Source organism: Pseudomonas syringae (assembly GCF_002157375.1).
Taxonomy (GTDB): domain Bacteria; phylum Pseudomonadota; class Gammaproteobacteria; order Pseudomonadales; family Pseudomonadaceae; genus Aquipseudomonas; species Aquipseudomonas syringae_T.
The window spans coordinates 129,240-146,110 of record NZ_MTSA01000011.1 but is presented as its reverse complement, the minus strand read 5'-3'; the positions used below and the strand labels follow the sequence as shown (position 1 = coordinate 146,110).

Sequence of the window (16,871 nt, the reverse complement as noted above, 5' to 3'; positions counted from 1 at the left end):
TCGGGGGTTCCGTTGAACCAACCTCATATTATCGGGCTCCCAACCGGGGCAACGCTGTTTTCCTGCACGCCATCGTGCCGATCACCCTCGCCGAACACTCTTAAAGGTACTTCTCTTCATGCAGACACCCGCACAACCCCGCACGCCTTGGGCAACATGGCTGAGCCACTTTCAGAACAGCCCGTGGGTAAGCCTGGGTTTCGCGTTCGCCCTGCTGATTGTCGTCGGCCTTGGCGGCATCAGTGTCTACAACGCGTTCTATGGCACCAATCAGGTCAACTTCAATCACGCGTTAATGGGCGGCACCGCGGGTTTTCTGGCCACCGCGCTGGGGGCCGTCATGGCGGTGGCCCTGAAAAACGTTTCGCAGCGCGCTCAGGACATCATGCTGGGTTTTGCCGCAGGCATGATGCTGGCCGCCAGTTCGTTTTCATTGATCCTGCCGGGGCTTGAGGCTGCTCGGGATATTACCGACAGCGGCCCTTGGGCTGCGGCGACGGTGGTGGCCGGCCTCGGGCTGGGCGTGCTGTTGATGCTGGGTCTGGACAGGTTCACCCCGCATGAGCATGAAACCGTGGGCCGTCAGGGGCCGCATTCTGAGCGCATCAACCGGGTATGGCTGTTCGTGCTGGCAATCACGCTGCATAACCTGCCTGAAGGCATGGCGATCGGCGTGAGCTTTGCCAGCGGCGACTTGAACGTAGGCCTGCCGCTGACCACGGCCATTGCCATCCAGGATATACCGGAAGGCCTGGCCATCGCCCTGGCCTTGCGCGCCACCGGGTTATCGGCTTTCAAGGCGATGCTGGTGGCCATCGGCTCCGGCTTGATGGAGCCGCTGGGCTCGCTGGTCGGCCTGGGCATTTCCAGCGGTTTTGCCATCGCCTATCCGTTGAGCATGGGCCTGGCGGCAGGGGCGATGATCTTCGTGGTGTCCCATGAAGTCATCCCGGAGACCCATCGCAACGGTCATCAGACCTCGGCGACGCTGGGCCTGATGGGCGGTTTTGCCGTCATGATGTTTCTGGATACCGCGCTGGGTTAACTGCGCAATGCCTGAAGTGCGGGTGCGGCATGGATGCCCGCCCCGGCTGCCAGTTCAATCACCCGGGCTTCGTCCTGACCATAGACCAGCACGGCCTGCAGCTCATCATCCAGGGGCTGACTGAAATTCATCAGTACGTAGCCGCCCATGTCCTTGTTCATGCTGCTCAGCTGGATCTGAATGCGATTGAGCGCGACCAAAGGCTCGACCTTGGCCAGTTGCTTCGGCTTGATGTTGAACGTCACGTCCTTGCCGAATGACTGCACGATCTGCTCGAACAGGTCCATGTAGCTGTCTGCCTGAAACAATACGGTCTCTGGCAGGCTGCCGACCACCACCCATTCACCCAGAGGGATCGGGAAGGTGTCGTCGTAATTGATATCGGGGTTGGCGACCAGAAACGTCTGCGGATCGGCATAAGCCTGCGCCGCCTCGTCAGCAACCTGCGCGATCTCATCATCGCCCATGCAGCCGGAGCTGATTTTGCTGATGAGTTCGATCAATGAGTCTTTCATACAAGGCGATCCTGCAGGGGGCAAAAAAGAGGCGCGAAGGATAACGGTAAATCCCCTGCGCCTCTATCTGCGTGTTCAGGCCGGCAGCTTTTCCGTATCAGGACTTCGCAGACTGCACGCCCAGTGTGCTCAGGTGCTCCACGGCAACGGTCGCCCCCATCGCCTGGGCGGCGTCGAACGCATTGATACCTTTGGCATCGCGGGCATGCGGGTCAGCGCCCTTGCTGATCAGGTAATCGACTATCTCGATGCGGTTGAACATGGCCGCCATCATCAACGCCGTGCGGCCATCAGCGGACGTGGCCTCCACATCGGCACCGGCCTCGACCAGCAACTTCACAACGGCCAGATCACCTTTGAACGCTGCGCCTGCGATCGGGCTCTGGCCGTTGTCGTTGCGAATTTCCGGATCGGCCCTGTGGTTCAGCAGGACCCGGACCGCATCCGCATGGCAGTGATAGCTGGCCAGCATCAACAGCGTATCGCCCTTGTGGTTGCGCAAGTCTGCCGGCAAACCTTTCTCCAGCAGTCGCTGAAGCATCACGGCATCCCCCTGACGGGCGACGTCGAACACCTGCTCGGCGAAAGCGGCTGCTTCCTCCTCGGTCATCGTCTTAGGCGGGTTAACGGCTGAATCGATCATCAATAACTCCTTGGGACGCGGTACTCCGGGAATCCAGTGCTCCCGGCAGCGGTAAAACACTGACCGCAAGACTCGCCGGCTGTTCGATCCGCTTTATGCCTGACCCGTTTTGACCGCCTTCGACCGTCAATGAAGGTCGGCAACCGCACCGATGCTCATTTGCCCGACGCCCACCCGTTCAAAACCCGCAAAATGCAGGGCGCACGATGGGTGTTCATGCAAAATGCACGAGGCGCGAAATACGCATATATTTCAAGTCATTGATTTTAAAGAAATTAATGGCATGGCAAAGACTGGCACAGACGCTGCAATAGTACTTGCAAGCTTGTTATCCCATGAGCAATGGAGCCGCCAGACATGACCTTTATTCAAGAAAAATTCGCTTCCGTATTCTCCGACTACACCGTGACCACTCAACCGCGTCCGGACGGTGGTGTTCTGGTTTCGCTGCGCAGCTCCGAAGGCAAACAGATCCGTCGTTCAGTGTCTTATGCACAACTGCACACACCGGTACAGCTGGAATGGGTCATCAGCGCGATTCGCCGTGACCTGGCTGCACAAGCCAGTGAATTGCCAGCGATCTCGATGCTGCAAAGCCAGCACCGTTTCGATCTGCCGACCTACCACACCCGCTGATTTTCATTACCGCCCTTCGTGGGCGGTACGTTGTTGTTGTACGCTCTCATCCCTTGTTTGCCGCGATTACACTTTGTTCTCGCGGCTTTTTTTTGCCCGCATTTTGAGTAGCCCGGCTTATTGGCGGGTCACCTGATCAATCCGCGGCAAAGTGCCTCGCCTACCGCCTGCGCCCTGTTTGCCACCCCCAGCTTGGAGTAGATGGTCTTGAGGTGAAACTTGACCGTGGACTCTGAGACTTCCCGGATCATGGATATTTCCCAGGCGGTCTTTCCGTCTCTGGCCCATTGCAGCACTTCGAGCTCTCGATGAGTGAGGCCGCGGGAACTGAACTTCAGCCCTCTCGCCACGCTGTGCAACACAGGCATGAGACTGCTCACCAGGTATTTTTGTTCGGCGCTGATCGCACTTTCTATTTCGCCGAGGGTGCAGACCGAAGTGACGCTGTCCGTACCGCGACAGTGACTGGTGTACCCATATGAGACGGCCGGGAGCAATTCACAGGCATCAACCGCCTCCTCGTAACAGGCTGACATCGGGTATTGCCTGAACGCATCCTGCCAGTTCAGAAACCCCAGTTGATGGCGATAACAGCGAATAACCGGGTCCTGCCTGATCAACTCGTGCTGGCGATAAGCCTCGCCCCAGGCGTCGTCGACATTGGAGGTGATAAACGTGAGCAGCACTGGCCCTTTGAACTGGTAAAACATGGCGCGTTCACTGCCGCATTCACGCCGCAGCCATTCGAGGGCATTCTCGATAGCAGCCTGGCCATCGAGTTCGGTAATCGTGCTCACCATTTGCTGTATCAGTAAGTCCTTGGTTGCGCTCTCTGTAATGGCATTGCACATCGCTGCCGCTCCCTCTGCGCCCGTGAGCCGGTACAGGTGTTGTCCATGACTCAAGTAGTGATCGCGCAGAACTTACACGAATAATCGTGTTGAACGACAACGGCCGAAACAAACAGAATGAACGCACTTCCAGGGAGGAAACGTCCCACCATCTGGCAGGACGAAACTTACAGAGGATGAAGCACCCGTCGCGGGAAACGACTGGAGAGGCAGCGGCATCAGGACAATGCCGCTCGACAAAAACAGGACTCGTCTAGAAAGCAGCCGGATCGATGAGCGCGAAGCTTGCGACATTCGTGTGCCCTGCCAGGGCGCCGCCATCACGAACCAGGCCGCAGGTGGCCATACCGGCAGCCTTTGCGGCGTCCAGCTCTTCGACGATGTCCGAGAGAAACAGAATCTCCGGCGCGTCCAGGCCAATGGCAGCGGCAATCGTCTGATAGGACTGCACTTCACGCTTGGGGCCGGACGTCGTATCGAAATAGCCGCTGAACAACCCCGACAGATCGCCTGCTTCAGAACAGCCGAAGATCAGTTGCTGGGCCTGGATGGACCCCGAGGAATAAACATAGAGCCTGTAACCCTGCTGATGCCAATGCTTCAGTGCTTCAACGGCGTCCGGATAAACATGCCCCTTGAGCTGGCCGGCATTGTAGCCCTGCTCCCAGACCATGCCCTGCAGGGCTTTGAGCGGCGTGGCCTTGCGGTCTTCTGCGATCCACTCCAGCAGGATCGCGATAACCCGCTCTACATCGGCATCAGGCTCTGCGCTTTGCGCCCGCACCGCTTCCAGTTGCTGCGCAACCCGGGGTTGCCCGGCATGGTTGCGAACGAAGTCAGGCAAGTGCTGTTTGGCGAACGGAAACAGAACATCGAAAACGAAACTGACCGCACTGGTCGTGCCTTCGATATCCGTGAGAACAGCTTTGATGGGCATCAGAATCGGGCTCCTGTCAGTCTTCCAGCCGTGGGAAACGGCCGGCAATGTCTTCACCGGTGAAGTTCGCGACCCAGCCTTCGGGATTGTTGAACAGGCGGATAGCAACGAAATGCGGGTTTTCGCCCATGTCGAACCAGTGCGGAGTACCGGCTGGCACCGAGATCAGGTCGTTCTTTTCGCACAGCACAGCGTACACATAGTCATCGATGTGCAAGGTGAACAGGCCTCGCCCGGCTACAAAAAAACGGACTTCGTCTTCGCCATGCCGATGCTCTTCAAGGAACTTGGCGCGCAGTTCGGCCTTCTGCGGGTGATCACTGTTCAGGCTGATGACGTCGACCGTCACATAACCGCGCTCGGTCATCAGTGTGTCGATCTGGGTGCGATACGCGTTGATGACTTCGTCCTGGCTGGCACCAGGCGTGACGGGCGTAGCCGCCTCCCAGCGGTCGAACGCCACGCCGTGCTCGGCCAGTGTCGAAGCGATGTCTTCCAGGTGGGTCAGCACCTTGTTGGGCATATCAGGATTTGAAACGTGATAAACGGACAGGCTGCTCATGGCTGGAATCCTCGGTTTGGGCCAGCGCCTTCCGGCTTTTGCAGGCCGGTCAGGCGTCACAACAGATTTATACGCGCCGGATTTGACGCAGCGGGGTCAGCGGTTCAGCACCGAACGCATTTTCAGCTCGCATTCGAACAGAAACTCGAACGCCTCGATCTGGCGCAGCGCATCGCTCATCCTCGCGCCCCAGGTGTACAGGCCATGCCCGCGAATCAGGTAGCCGGCGCATTCAGGGTGCGTGTCGAGCCACGGCTGCACTTTTGCGGCAAGGCGGGCGATGTCCTGATCGTTGTCGAAAATAGGGACGACCACCTGCGATTCGTGGGTCACGACGCCGTGAAAAGCCTTCTGCAGCTCGTAGTCTTCGAACACCAGATGATCGGCGGCGGTGAGCCTCGACAACACGGTCGCGTTCACCGAATGGGTGTGCAGCACGGCACCGACCTCTGGCCGGCAGCTGTACAGTTGCGTATGCAGCAGCGTTTCGGCAGAGGGCTTTTTGCCGGGTTCAAGGCTGTTGCCCGCCATGTCGGTGGCCAGCACATCATCAGGCCCCAACTGCCCTTTGTGCTTGCCGGACACGGTCAGCAGCGCTTCGCTGGCCGACAGGCGCGCGGAATAGTTGCTGCTGGTGGCAGGCGACCAGCCACGGCCATACAGGAATCGTCCTGCCTCGATGATGTCCTGACTCAGTTGTTCGCGGCTCATGCACCTTCCTCTTTCTTGGGTGTGACAATCATGACGGCTGCGGCGAGCGCCGCAAGGCTGGCGATGGCAAATGTCCAGACCGGCCCCAGCGCGTTCCAGCTGTAGCCCGAGTACAAAGCGCCCAGCGCCCCGCCGACGCCAGACAATGCGGCGTAGAGCGCCTGCCCTTGCCCTTGCTGACGCGGGCCGAAGCTACGTTGCACGAAATGGATGGCAGCGGCGTGAAAGCTGCCGAATGTGGCGGCGTGCATCACCTGCGCAATCAGCAGTGCCGTCAGGTGTTCGGCGAACAGCCCCAACAGCAGCCAGCGCAGCGCCGCCAGCAGAAAACTGGCAAACAGCACCTGGCGCACCGAAAACCGCTGCAGAATCCGGCTCATGACCATGAACATCAAGACTTCGGCCACCACGCCCACGGCCCATAACAGGCCGATCAGACTCCGGCTGTAGCCAAGCGCCTCCAGGTGCAGGGTCAGAAAAGTATAATAAGGACCGTGACTGAGCAGCATCAGCGCGACACTGATGTAGAACGCCATGATGCCCGGCCGCATCAATTGCCTGAGAAACCCTCCGGGTTCTGTCGCGCGGGTCGAGGCCGCAGGCTGCGCATTGGGCACCCACACGCTGCTGACGGCGATGCCCGCCATGATTGCCAGCAAGATGTAGGGAAACAGGTCCAGACTGACACGCTCGAATACACGCCCCAGCACGACTACGGCGAGAATGAAGCCGATGGAGCCCCATAGTCTGATCTGGCTGTAACGAGAGGTCTGGCCTTGCAGGTGCGCAAGCGTGATGACTTCAAACTGCGGCAGGATGGCGTGCCAGAAAAACGCATACAGCGCCATGACCATCGCCAGCCAGGCGTAGGTTTTCTGGACCAGAATCAGTGAAAACGCCAGCAGCGTGAACACCGCCCCGAAGCGGACTATCGTCAGCCGTCGGCCGGTGTGGTCGCCCAGCCAGCCCCAGAGGTTGGGTGCCACACAGCGCATCAGCATGGGGATGGCGATCAGTTCGCCGATTCGGGCACTGGAAAAGCCCAGATGGCTCAGGTACAGCGCCATGAACGGCGCCGCCGAGCCCAACAGAGCGAAGTAACACACGTAAAACCCGGACAGCCGCCAGTACGGAAGCGGCCTGTCGGGGAGTGACGTCACGCTAGCAGACCGCAACCGTGACAGCGCTCATTACAACTGCGCCAGCACGGGCGTGTCGACGCGGACATCGGCGTTTTGCCCGCGGTGACGCAACAGGTGATCCAGCAACACAATCGCCATCATCGCTTCGGCGATGGGCGTGGCACGAATGCCGACACACGGATCATGCCGCCCTTTGGTGATGACATCGGCCGCAGCGCCGTTCACATCAATGGAACGCCCCGGCGTCGTGATGCTGGACGTCGGCTTGAGCGCCAGGTGCGCAATGATCGGCTGACCGGACGAAATGCCGCCAAGAATGCCACCCGCCTGATTCGACAGAAAACCTTCGGGCGTCATCTCGTCACGGTGTTCGGTGCCACGTTGGGCAACGCAGTCGAAACCGGCGCCGATCTCGACGCCCTTGACCGCGTTGATGCTCATCAGCGCATGGGCCAGTTCGGCGTCGAGGCGGTCGAAGATCGGCTCGCCCAGGCCAGGCATCACGCCTTCGGCCACGACGGTGATCTTCGCGCCGACCGAGTCCTGATCGCGACGCAGCTGGTCCATGTAAGCCTCCAACTCCGGCACTTTGTCGGGATCGGGGCAGAAAAAGGCGTTGTCCTCGACCGAATCCCAAGTCTTGAACGGGATCTGGATCGGTCCCAACTGGCTCATGTAGCCGCGAATGACGATGCCCTGGGTGGCCAGGTACTTCTTGGCGATGGCCCCGGCCGCCACACGCATGGCGGTTTCTCGCGCCGAGCTGCGGCCACCGCCCCGGTAGTCGCGGATGCCGTACTTGTGGTGGTAGGTGTAATCGGCGTGGGCCGGGCGGAACAGGTCCTTGATGGCCGAGTAGTCCTTGGACTTCTGGTCGGTGTTGCGGATCAGCAGGCCGATGGAAGCGCCGGTTGTCTTGCCCTCGAAAACGCCCGACAGGATTTCGACCTCGTCGGCTTCCTGCCGCTGAGTGGTGTGGCGACTGGTGCCGGGCTTGCGCCGGTCCAGATCGCGCTGCAGGTCATGCAGGTCAAGCTCCAGCCCGGGCGGGCAGCCGTCGACGATAGCGACCAGCGCCGGGCCGTGGCTTTCGCCGGCGGTGGTGACAGTGAACAGCTTGCCGAAAGTGTTGCCGGACATGCGGGCGCTCCGTGAAGTCAGCCAAAAAACCAGTTCGTTTGATCAAGCGCGCCAGTATACGCAGCCTCGCGGTTCAGTTCATCCTCGAACCTTCTGAGACCGTGTGCGTCCAAGCGAGACCCCACCCATGATGGCCCTGCGATGTTATCCGGTAATTCTCCGATTCAAGCTGTAAAACGACTGCGCCTCGTGGCGCTGTCGGCCATGATGGTCCTGAGCCTGATGACAGGTGCCGCCAGCGCTGCAGCCCCTACAACGGTGCAGCGCGCGGTCAGCGTAGACACTGAAAACGGCAAGCTGTATGGCACGCTGATGATGCCGCGCTCGGACAAGCCGGTGCCGGTGGTGCTGATCATCGCCGGTTCCGGCCCTACCGACCGTAACGGCAACAACCCCGAAGGCGGACGTAACGACAGCATGAAACGTCTGGCGGTGATCCTCGCCGATAACGACATTGCCAGCGTGCGCTATGACAAACGCGGTGTCGCGGCCAGCAAAGCGGTGACGCCGGACGAACGCAACCTGAGCGTCGAGCGCTACGTGGCCGACGTGCAACTCTGGGTCAGAGCCATCAGGGCCAATCCGCGTCTGGGCCAGTTGATCTTGCTGGGCCACAGCGAAGGTGCGCTGGTCGCAAGCCTGGCAGCGGAAAAGGCCGATGCAGCGGCGGTGATCTCTGTCGCCGGCACCGGCCGTCCTGTCGATAAGGTGCTGCGCGAGCAGTTTCAGGAGCGTCTTCCGCCGGAACTGTTACAGCGCAGCCGTCAGTTGCTCGACGAACTCAAGGCGGGCAAGACCGACGACAACGTCCCGTCCGAGCTGGAAGTGGTGTTCCGCCCCAGCGTCCAGCCTTATCTAATCTCGCTGTTCCGCCAGGACCCCGCGGCGGCGTTCGGTGCGTTGCACGTCCCGGCCCTGATCGTTCAAGGCCGCAACGACATACAGGTCGGCGTGGGTGACGCGCTGCTGCTGCAAAAAGCCAAACCCGATGCCGAACTGGCCCTGATCGACGGCATGAACCACGTGCTGCGCATCGTACCGGACGATCTGCAGCAACAATTGCTGTCTTATCGCAATCCGACCCAGCCCTTGGCCGATGAAGTGACGTCACGCATTGTGGGCTTTATCAAGGCATTGCCCGCGCCAGCGAAAAAGAACTGACCGACACCCCTTCTCAACCCTTCAGTCTCGGCCGCTCTGGCCGATAGCGGTGTGCCGGCCTTGTGTTTGCCGCACAAGGTCAAGGACAGGGCCACCGCTAATGACTGACGCGAATATGATGACCGAAACCACCGCAGAACCCGCCAGCGTAGAAGCCGAGGTTCCGGCACCGCCGCAGCCGTGGGAAGACGTTCTGCCCGAAAACTTTCAGATGCTGCGTCTGTCACCTCAGCCTACCGACCGCGCCACCGGCGGGCGGCCGCTGCGTTTCGTACAGTTCGGGCGTGCCGAGCGGCACAGCAAACCGTTGAGCCTGCTGCGCATCAACATTCAGTTGCCCGGCCAGCGAGTGCGTAAGGAACAGAACAATCTGGATGTCTGGGCCGATCACGAGAAACGTATCGTGCGTTTCGGCCCGGAGTCAGGCCTGCAGATCGAGCCCTGGAACCGGGGGATCGGTCGTTTCATGATCGCCCACGCCGTTCACTGGGCGCAGAAAAGATGGTCTTCTTACAAAATTGAGGGCGTGGCACTGGCGAGCAAGGACGGCCTGAACGAAGACACCCGTCTGCGTCGCGACCACTTTCTGCGCACCCTCGGCTTTGAAGTGGCCTACGCCGACGCGCAGCACATGAAAGGCAGCATCAAGGATGTTCACGTCGGCAACCTGCACAGCACCTGGAACAATGACAAGGTGCAGATCGTCGAGATTCTCGAAGCGTCGCAAATGCTGGAAAAGGCGGAAAAGAGCATGATCGAGCAGGAAGTCACCATCCGCCAGCATGAAGACCGGGTCGGCAAATACAAGCGTGAAGACGCCAGTCTGCGCTTCACGATTGCCTGTCTGGTGACCTTCGCCGTGTTTCAGGCCGGGCTGCTGATCTGGATTGCCACTCACCGCTGAAGCGGTTTATCGGCACAACCGGGGCCGTGATGCCAGCCCCGTGTCACCCTCGCCTCAGACGCGTGACTGGAACAACGCCTGATGTTCGCGGCACTGCTCGGCAGTGAGCATGAACACGCCGTGACCGCCTCGCTTGAAGTCCAGCCAGGCAAAATCGACTTCCGGGTACAGTGCCTGCACGTGAACCTGGCTGTTGCCCACTTCAACGATCAACAAGCCCTTCTCGGTTAAATGGTCGGCGGCCTGCGCCAGCATGCGGCGTACCAGGTTCAGGCCATCACTGCCGCACGCCAGCGCCAGCTCAGGCTCGTGCTGGTACTCGTCCGGCATGTCGGCAAAATCTTCGGAGTCCACATAAGGCGGGTTGGACACGATCAGGTCGAAGCGTTGCCCAGGCAGACCGTCGAAACCATCGCCCTGAACCGTGTAGACGCGCTCGTCCATGCCGTGGCGCTCGATGTTCTGATTGGCCACTTCCAGCGCATCGAACGACAGGTCGGCCAGCGCCACCTCGGCGTCGGGAAACTCGTCGGCGCAGGCAATACCGATACAGCCAGAGCCGGTACACAGGTCCAGAATCCGCGCAGGCTCACTGGCCAGCCACGGTGCGAAACGGTCTTCAATCAGTTCGGCAATGGGTGAGCGCGGAATCAGTACACGGTCGTCCACGATGAACGACATGCCGCAGAACCAGGCCTCGCCCAGCAAATACGGCGTCGGCACGCGGTCGTCGATGCGCCGCTTGATCAGGCGCTGCAGTTCGGAAATCTCATCGACTTCCAGGCGGCAATCCAGATAACCGTCAGCGATTTCCCACGGCAGGTGCAATGCACCCAGCACCAGTTGCCGCGCTTCATCCCAAGCGTTGTCAGTGCCATGACCGAAAAACACGTCTTCCTCGTGAAAGCGGCTGACGGCCCAACGGATATGGTCGCGCACGGTACGCAAACGGGAAGTGATCATGAACAAACTCCTTGGAAAAAACGACGAGCCACTGTGAAAGGCCTGGATCCGAACAACGTCGCACTCTTCGTACCCGACAAACACGGGAGTTTCCACGATTCGGCGGATGCCATCAAGGCAAACCGCCAGCTGCAGCCCCGGCCACCTGCCCTGCAGCCCGCGGAAACCGGGGCTTGCGATGGTTGCCATTCCCATAGTGCTCCAGCCAGAGGACAATGTCGCAAAAGCCCCACTCAAAGGAGCCCGTGAATGTCCGATTTAAAGACCATGTTCCAACTCAGCGGCCGGGGGCATGCCCCCGCCAGTCTGAGTAACGCAACGCTGATCATCATCGATGCCCAGAAAGAATACCTGAGCGGTCCGCTGGCGCTGACCGGTGTCGAAGACGCTTTGGCCAATATCGGTAAACTGGTTGCCAAGGCGCGTGCGGTCAAGTGCCCGATCGTTCATATCCGCCATCTGGGCACGGTGGGCGGCCTGTTCGATCCGCAAGGCGAGCGCGGCCAACTGGTCCCGGAACTGCTACCGCACGACGACGAACACCTGATCGAAAAACGCCTGCCCAACGCCTTCAATGGCACGGGGCTGCACGATCATCTGCAAGGCCTGGGCCGTCTGGATCTGGTGGTCTGTGGCTTCATGAGTCATTCGAGCATCAGCACCACCGTGCGCGCCACCAAGGACTACGGTTATCGCTGCACGCTGGTCGACGATGCCTGCGCGACCCGCGACCTGCCAAGCCAAAATGGCGTGGTCAGTGCAGAGGTCGTTCACCGCACCGAGATGGCAATCATGGCCGACAACTTCGCCACACTCGCCCTCACCAAAGACCTGATCTGACGCAGCCGAACCGAGGGGTTGTGTGGCCGCGCTCACATAACCGCCGATCCTTTGCTGCCCGGGTTCACACCGGGGGCGGGAACCACTCCTCTTTCTCCCAGTCAGAGCGCCGATACCCGTTGAGCCGCTACCTATCGAGGAAAGCGCATGAAGACATCAGATGGTTTCAATGCACGTCGCCTGCGCAGCAAAGGCCGCGGCAACTGGGGCAAGCGCATCGGCATGCTGATCGCGCTGATGATGGCGGCGGCGGGCTTGCTGCTGACCTTCGCCGGAGCCTCCAGCCTGATCGGTCATCCTCAGATGCTGAGTGAGCTGAATGCCAGCCCGGGCGGCGCGGCGTTCGTTGCAGTCAGCGGGCTGCTGGTCTTTTATCTGGGCATCCGGCTGTGGCGGCGCTGCCGTCGTCAGCACAGCGCGAGCGGCCTGAGCATCTCGGCCCACTTGATGAAAAAACACCACTGACCCGCTTGCCCGTCCGGTTAGAATAGCCTCCTTCGCGGAGGCCTCATGCAAGACGACGATTTTTCCCTGTTCAGAAGCGAGACGCGTGGCATCAAGCCGCTCAAGCATGAACACGCCGATGTCGGCAAACCCAAAGCTGATCGAAAAATGCTGGCACGCCTGCGCCAGTCGGCCACCGTGCGCACCGATTCGGTGACCGTTGACGGGTTGTCGGATCAGTTCGTGATCGATGTCGGGCCGGAAGACATTCTCGGTTGGTCGCGTGACGGTGTGCAGGAAGGCCAGATGCGCAAGCTCAAGCTCGGGCAGATCAGCTTCGAGGGCAGCCTGGACCTGCACGGCATGACGGTGGAAGTGGCCCGCGAAACGTTATGGGAATTTCTGGCCGAGGCGACCCGACTGGAAATACGCTGCGTGCGTGTCACCCACGGCAAGGCAGTGCGTCTGGACGGCAAGCGCCCGATGATCAAAAGCCACGTCAATACGTGGTTGCGCCAGCATCCCCAGGTTCTGGGCTTCCACTCGTGCCTGGCCAAGCATGGCGGCGCAGGCGCGGTGTATGTGGTGCTCAAACGCACGATGATGGAAGGCCGCGACGAGTAATCCCCCGCCGCTAACCCCCGCTACGCCCTGTAATGCAGGCCGGGCAGCTACCTGCTGCCCGACCAGCCCTCAGCGCGGACCAGGCCCGCCCGGACCACCAGGGCCAGGCCCAGGACCACCCCCTTCGTGATGCCCACCGCCGTGCCCGCCCGGTCCCGGCCAGAACGGCCAGCAACCGGAAACCGACGACAGTACGATGGCGAACAACGCTATTTTTGCGACTCGACTCAACATCCGGATTTACCCTCTCGACAGGCGATGAATGAATGACCTGTCACTTCAGACCGCGCGGCATGCCGGAAGTGGGTAGCGACCTGGTCGCCACCGTGTAAGCAAGGGGATACAAATCCCGCACTGACCGGTTGATTTGCCGAGCCGCCGTACACCCGCACTCGTGCGTAAGTTACTATGTGCGCCTCGGCGAACGGCCCTGCCCTCGCACTTATCGAAACCCACACGGAAACAAAGCCCTGTGACACTGGAACAGAATTACACCGCCATCCTCGGGCAACTGGGCGAGGACGTCTCGCGCGAAGGTTTGCTGGACACCCCCAAGCGCGCCGCCAAGGCCATGCAGTACCTGTGTCGCGGTTACGCGCAAACGCTGGAAGAGGTCACCAACGGTGCCCTGTTCAGTTCCGAAGCCAGCGAAATGGTGATGGTCAAAGACATCGAGCTGTATTCGCTCTGCGAGCACCATCTGCTGCCGTTCATTGGCAAGGCGCATGTGGCGTACATCCCGCAAGGCAAAGTGCTGGGCCTGTCCAAGGTGGCGCGGATCGTCGACATGTATGCCCGTCGTCTGCAGATCCAGGAAAACCTCAGCCGTCAGATCGCCGAAGCCATTCAGCAGGTGACCGGCGCTCTGGGCGTTGCCGTGGTGATCGAGGCCAAACACATGTGCATGATGATGCGCGGTGTCGAGAAGCAGAATTCGGCCATGATCACGTCGGTGATGCTCGGCGAATTCCGTGAAAACGCCGCCACTCGCAGTGAGTTTCTCAGCCTGATCAAGTGATGCATTCAGCCAGCGTTCACGTGCCGTAACGCACGATGGGCGCGGCGTCGAACTCAGCCGTTGTCCGCAAGAGGTGTGACCGTGTTCATGAAAGCGTTAAGAGTGGGCCTCGGCCAGCTCGTCATCGGCATCGACTTCCTGACCCGTCCGAGCAGGAAAAAGCGCGATCCGCAAAGCCAGGCAGCCGTCGATGAAGCGGCTCGAAACCTGGCGCTGTATCAGTTTCACGCTTGCCCGTTCTGCGTGAAAACCCGTCGCGCGCTGCGCCGCCTCAATGTGCCTGTCGCGTTGCGCGATGCGAAGAACAACGAGCTGGATCGCCAGACCCTGCTCAATGAAGGCGGCCGAATCAAGGTGCCTTGCCTGCGGATCGAGGAAGGCGATAAAACGGTCTGGATGTACGAGTCCAAGGTAATCATCGATTACCTTGATCAGCGCTTTGGGGCCATCTGAGCCGCTATTGCCCGAGGCACATCAACGCGGGCAACCTTCCTCGCGACAGGCAACGTAGGCTTGCAACTGCTTGAGCCGCACGCGGGTCTGCTCGGCCAGGCACTGCGACTGCACTAATGGCCACATCGAGCCGGAGTCCTCCGGCTTGCCGGCCTGATACAGGCAATCGGCGTCACGCAGGGCTATCCACTTCTGCTGCGCCTCCTTGAGTGCCTGTTTTTTCTCCGGCGTCTTGAGCCAGGCCATCTGCGCCTTGTATTGCGTGTTCAGGTTAGCATCGAGAGTCGCCAGCTCAGTGGCGGCGCACTTGTTCATGCTCGCCTGAGTGGCGTCGCAATCCTGCGCCTGAGCGGAGCAACCGACACCCAGAGCGATGAGACCGGCCAGAATCGTTATACGCATAAATCTCCTTGTTGTCGGTCTTCTGGCGAATCAGTCCAGCATGCCTATATAGCCCGGTTCAGCCTCTACGCATTTCAGCCAGCGGCGTATCCCGGTGTAGGGTTCAAGATCGAAACCACCCTGATGCGCTACGTGGGTATACGCATACAGGGCGATATCGGCGATGGAGAAACTGTCGCCGACCAGAAAGGTCGTGCGGTGAAGCTGCTGCTCCATGACCGCCAGCGCCCGGTAACCGGACTTTTGCATGGCACGGTATTCAACCATGCGCTCGGCAGGCAGGCCCAGGTAGAACTGAATGAACCGCGCGACCGCCACTGACGGCTCGTGGCTGTACTGCTCGAAGAACTGCCATTGCAGCACTTGGGTACGCAGGCGCGGTTCGGTCGGAAGATACCGGGAGCCATCGGCGAGAAAGTTGAGAATCGCGTTGGACTCCCACAGGCAGGTGCCGTCATCCAGCTCCAGCACAGGAATCTTGCCGTTGGGGTTCTTTTCAAGAAACGCCGGGGTCTGGGTTTCGCCGTTGAGAATATCGACCGGCACCCACTCGTATTCGCTGCCCAGCAGATTAAGCATGAGCTTGATCTTGTAGCAATTGCCCGAGTTGTAATCGCCATAAACCTTGTACATCTGCCTGCTCCCTTCGTGTATCCGGTGTTGAATCAGATCAAGCTGCCTGCAGATTCTGGGCTGCACGGACGACAGACGCCAGTCGTTTTATGCCCTCATCGAGGCGCGCCGGGTCGATGTGGCTGAAGTTGAGCCGCAGGTGACCATGATGGGCGTCAGGATTGGCAAAAAATGGCTCGCCGGGCATGAACGCAACATCCTGCGCCAGTGCAGCATCCAGCAACGTGCGCGTGTCCATCGGCTGCTTGAGGGTCAGCCAGAAGAACAGGCCGCCTTGCGGGCTGTTCCAGACGGCGATATCCGAAAAATGCCGCTGCAACGCAACTTCAAAAGCATCGCGTCGGGTGCGATAGAACTCACACAGCGTCACAAGGTGCTCACGATAGTGGTCCGTGCCGATCCACTGCAAGGCCTGCCATTGTCCGAGGCGATTGGTGTGCAGGTCAGCCGATTGTTTCAAACGCAACAAATGCGGGAACAGATCAGGGCTGGCGATCAGATACCCCACCCGCAGACCGGGCAGCAAGGTTTTGGACACCGTGCCGGTGTAGATCCAGCTGGCCTTTTTCAGGCGGCTGACAATGGGCCTGGCGCTGGCGCCATCGAAACTCAGCTCGCGATAGGGTTCATCTTCGATCAGCGTCACACCATACTCGTCGAGCAGCGCGGCGACCGCGTCGCGACTGGCCTCGCTGTAGCGCACCGCCGAAGGGTTCTGAAAAGTCGGGATCAGGTAGGCAAACGCCGGTGCGTGCCGCTCCAGGCCCTCACGCATGGCTGACAGGTCCGGGCCGTCGGCCTTCAAGGGCACGGTGATGAAGTCGGCGCCGAACAGCTGAAATATCTGCAATGCAGCCAGATAGGTCGGCGCTTCCAGCAGAATCTCTGTGCCTTTGTCGATGTACAGTTTGGCAGCCAGGTCCAGCGTCTGCTGCGAGCCACTGACCACCAGGACCTGACTGGCCTCGCAGGCGATACCCAGCGCACGAGCGTCGGCAGCCAACGCCTCGCGCAGCGCGGGTTCACCTTCGCTCATGCCGTATTGACCCAGGGCGACAGGCATATCGGCCCACTCGACTTTGGGCAGCATTGACTCGGCAGGCAGCCCCCCGGCGAACGACATCACTTCCGGGCGCTGGGCGGCGGCCAGGATTTCGCGGATCAGAGAACTTTTCAGACGGGAAACACGTTCAGAGAAAGCCATGACAGATACCTGTAGCCGAGACAAATGGAAATAAGTCAAACTT

At 60.2% G+C, this 16,871-nt stretch carries 21 protein-coding genes; 9 read left to right on the top strand and 12 right to left on the bottom strand.

The window, feature by feature from the left end:
* Positions 1 to 118 precede the first annotated feature (118 nt).
* Positions 119 to 1,045, top strand: coding sequence for a ZIP family metal transporter (locus BW686_RS15640; RefSeq protein WP_084918390.1), 927 nt, complete (start codon positions 119 to 121; stop codon positions 1,043 to 1,045).
* Here the strand turns inward: BW686_RS15640 and BW686_RS15635 are convergent.
* Positions 1,042 to 1,560 carry a hypothetical protein gene (locus BW686_RS15635; protein WP_084918387.1) on the bottom strand — a complete coding sequence of 173 codons (519 nt, stop codon included), beginning with the start codon at positions 1,558 to 1,560 and terminating at the stop codon, positions 1,042 to 1,044. The two genes, BW686_RS15640 and BW686_RS15635, sit on opposite strands and share 4 nt — an antisense overlap.
* Before the next feature lie 97 nt (positions 1,561 to 1,657).
* Positions 1,658 to 2,203: an ankyrin repeat domain-containing protein gene (locus BW686_RS15630; protein ID WP_084918384.1), complete on the bottom strand. Its 546-nt coding sequence runs from the start codon at positions 2,201 to 2,203 to the stop codon at positions 1,658 to 1,660.
* 357 nt (positions 2,204 to 2,560) lie between these two features.
* On the opposite strand from BW686_RS15630, the gene BW686_RS15625 reads away from it, so the two are divergent.
* Positions 2,561 to 2,839 (top strand): DUF3509 domain-containing protein, encoded by a 279-nt coding sequence (locus BW686_RS15625; protein WP_084918381.1) that lies wholly within the window; start codon positions 2,561 to 2,563, stop codon positions 2,837 to 2,839.
* 128 nt (positions 2,840 to 2,967) lie between these two features.
* Here the strand turns inward: BW686_RS15625 and BW686_RS15620 are convergent, their stop codons facing one another.
* From BW686_RS15620 to aroC, 6 genes are all read right to left on the bottom strand, one after another.
* A complete protein-coding gene (locus BW686_RS15620) occupies positions 2,968 to 3,690 on the bottom strand; it encodes a helix-turn-helix transcriptional regulator (RefSeq protein WP_084918379.1) in 723 nt (240 codons plus the stop codon).
* Positions 3,691 to 3,943: 253 nt separating this feature from the next.
* The gene (mtnC, locus tag BW686_RS15615; protein WP_084918376.1) at positions 3,944 to 4,627 is read right to left on the bottom strand and encodes an acireductone synthase; all 684 of its coding nucleotides are present in this window, start codon (positions 4,625 to 4,627) and stop codon (positions 3,944 to 3,946) included.
* Between the two features lie 16 nt (positions 4,628 to 4,643).
* Complete coding sequence (locus BW686_RS15610; protein WP_084918373.1) at positions 4,644 to 5,189, bottom strand: 1,2-dihydroxy-3-keto-5-methylthiopentene dioxygenase; 546 nt, start codon at positions 5,187 to 5,189, stop codon at positions 4,644 to 4,646.
* A 96-nt stretch (positions 5,190 to 5,285) separates the two neighbouring features.
* Positions 5,286 to 5,900 (bottom strand): methylthioribulose 1-phosphate dehydratase, encoded by a 615-nt coding sequence (locus BW686_RS15605; RefSeq protein WP_084918370.1) that lies wholly within the window; start codon positions 5,898 to 5,900, stop codon positions 5,286 to 5,288.
* Positions 5,897 to 7,060 (bottom strand): MFS transporter, encoded by a 1,164-nt coding sequence (locus BW686_RS15600; protein ID WP_084918367.1) that lies wholly within the window; start codon positions 7,058 to 7,060, stop codon positions 5,897 to 5,899. The genes BW686_RS15605 and BW686_RS15600 overlap by 4 nt, the downstream gene beginning before the upstream one ends.
* A gap of 30 nt (positions 7,061 to 7,090) precedes the next feature.
* A complete protein-coding gene (aroC, locus tag BW686_RS15595; RefSeq protein ID WP_084918364.1) occupies positions 7,091 to 8,182 on the bottom strand; it encodes a chorismate synthase in 1,092 nt (363 codons plus the stop codon).
* A gap of 141 nt (positions 8,183 to 8,323) precedes the next feature.
* Here aroC and BW686_RS15590 point away from each other — a divergent pair, with 141 nt between their 5' ends.
* The gene (locus BW686_RS15590) at positions 8,324 to 9,343 is read left to right on the top strand and encodes an alpha/beta hydrolase (protein ID WP_084918361.1); all 1,020 of its coding nucleotides are present in this window, start codon (positions 8,324 to 8,326) and stop codon (positions 9,341 to 9,343) included.
* A 100-nt stretch (positions 9,344 to 9,443) separates the two neighbouring features.
* Positions 9,444 to 10,247 (top strand): hypothetical protein, encoded by an 804-nt coding sequence (locus BW686_RS15585; protein ID WP_084918358.1) that lies wholly within the window; start codon positions 9,444 to 9,446, stop codon positions 10,245 to 10,247.
* 54 nt (positions 10,248 to 10,301) lie between these two features.
* Here BW686_RS15585 and prmB read toward each other — a convergent pair whose 3' ends face one another.
* The gene (gene prmB, locus BW686_RS15580; protein ID WP_084918567.1) at positions 10,302 to 11,210 is read right to left on the bottom strand and encodes a 50S ribosomal protein L3 N(5)-glutamine methyltransferase; all 909 of its coding nucleotides are present in this window, start codon (positions 11,208 to 11,210) and stop codon (positions 10,302 to 10,304) included.
* Between the two features lie 249 nt (positions 11,211 to 11,459).
* On the opposite strand from prmB, the gene BW686_RS15575 reads away from it, so the two are divergent.
* From BW686_RS15575 to BW686_RS15550, 5 genes are all read left to right on the top strand, one after another.
* Positions 11,460 to 12,050, top strand: coding sequence for a cysteine hydrolase family protein (locus BW686_RS15575; protein WP_084918356.1), 591 nt, complete (start codon positions 11,460 to 11,462; stop codon positions 12,048 to 12,050).
* A 147-nt stretch (positions 12,051 to 12,197) separates the two neighbouring features.
* Entirely contained in the window at positions 12,198 to 12,515 is a 318-nt protein-coding gene (locus tag BW686_RS15570; RefSeq protein WP_084918353.1) for a hypothetical protein, read from the top strand.
* A gap of 45 nt (positions 12,516 to 12,560) precedes the next feature.
* Positions 12,561 to 13,118: a Smr/MutS family protein gene (locus BW686_RS15565; protein WP_084918351.1), complete on the top strand. Its 558-nt coding sequence runs from the start codon at positions 12,561 to 12,563 to the stop codon at positions 13,116 to 13,118.
* 472 nt (positions 13,119 to 13,590) lie between these two features.
* Positions 13,591 to 14,136 (top strand): GTP cyclohydrolase I FolE, encoded by a 546-nt coding sequence (gene folE, locus BW686_RS15555; RefSeq protein ID WP_005887481.1) that lies wholly within the window; start codon positions 13,591 to 13,593, stop codon positions 14,134 to 14,136.
* 81 nt (positions 14,137 to 14,217) lie between these two features.
* On the top strand, positions 14,218 to 14,589 hold the full coding sequence (locus BW686_RS15550) for a glutathione S-transferase N-terminal domain-containing protein (RefSeq protein ID WP_179149281.1): 372 nt from the start codon (positions 14,218 to 14,220) through the stop codon (positions 14,587 to 14,589).
* A 21-nt stretch (positions 14,590 to 14,610) separates the two neighbouring features.
* Here the strand turns inward: BW686_RS15550 and BW686_RS15545 are convergent, their stop codons facing one another.
* The 3 genes from BW686_RS15545 to BW686_RS15535 are packed head-to-tail and all read right to left on the bottom strand — an operon-like array spanning position 14,611 to position 16,828.
* On the bottom strand, positions 14,611 to 14,991 hold the full coding sequence (locus tag BW686_RS15545) for a lysozyme inhibitor LprI family protein (RefSeq protein WP_084918346.1): 381 nt from the start codon (positions 14,989 to 14,991) through the stop codon (positions 14,611 to 14,613).
* 30 nt (positions 14,992 to 15,021) lie between these two features.
* Positions 15,022 to 15,624, bottom strand: coding sequence for a glutathione S-transferase family protein (locus BW686_RS15540; RefSeq protein WP_084918344.1), 603 nt, complete (start codon positions 15,622 to 15,624; stop codon positions 15,022 to 15,024).
* Between the two features lie 37 nt (positions 15,625 to 15,661).
* Positions 15,662 to 16,828, bottom strand: a complete 1,167-nt coding sequence (locus tag BW686_RS15535) for an aminotransferase-like domain-containing protein (RefSeq protein WP_084918342.1) — start codon at positions 16,826 to 16,828, stop codon at positions 15,662 to 15,664.
* Between the last annotated feature and the right edge of the window lie 43 nt (positions 16,829 to 16,871).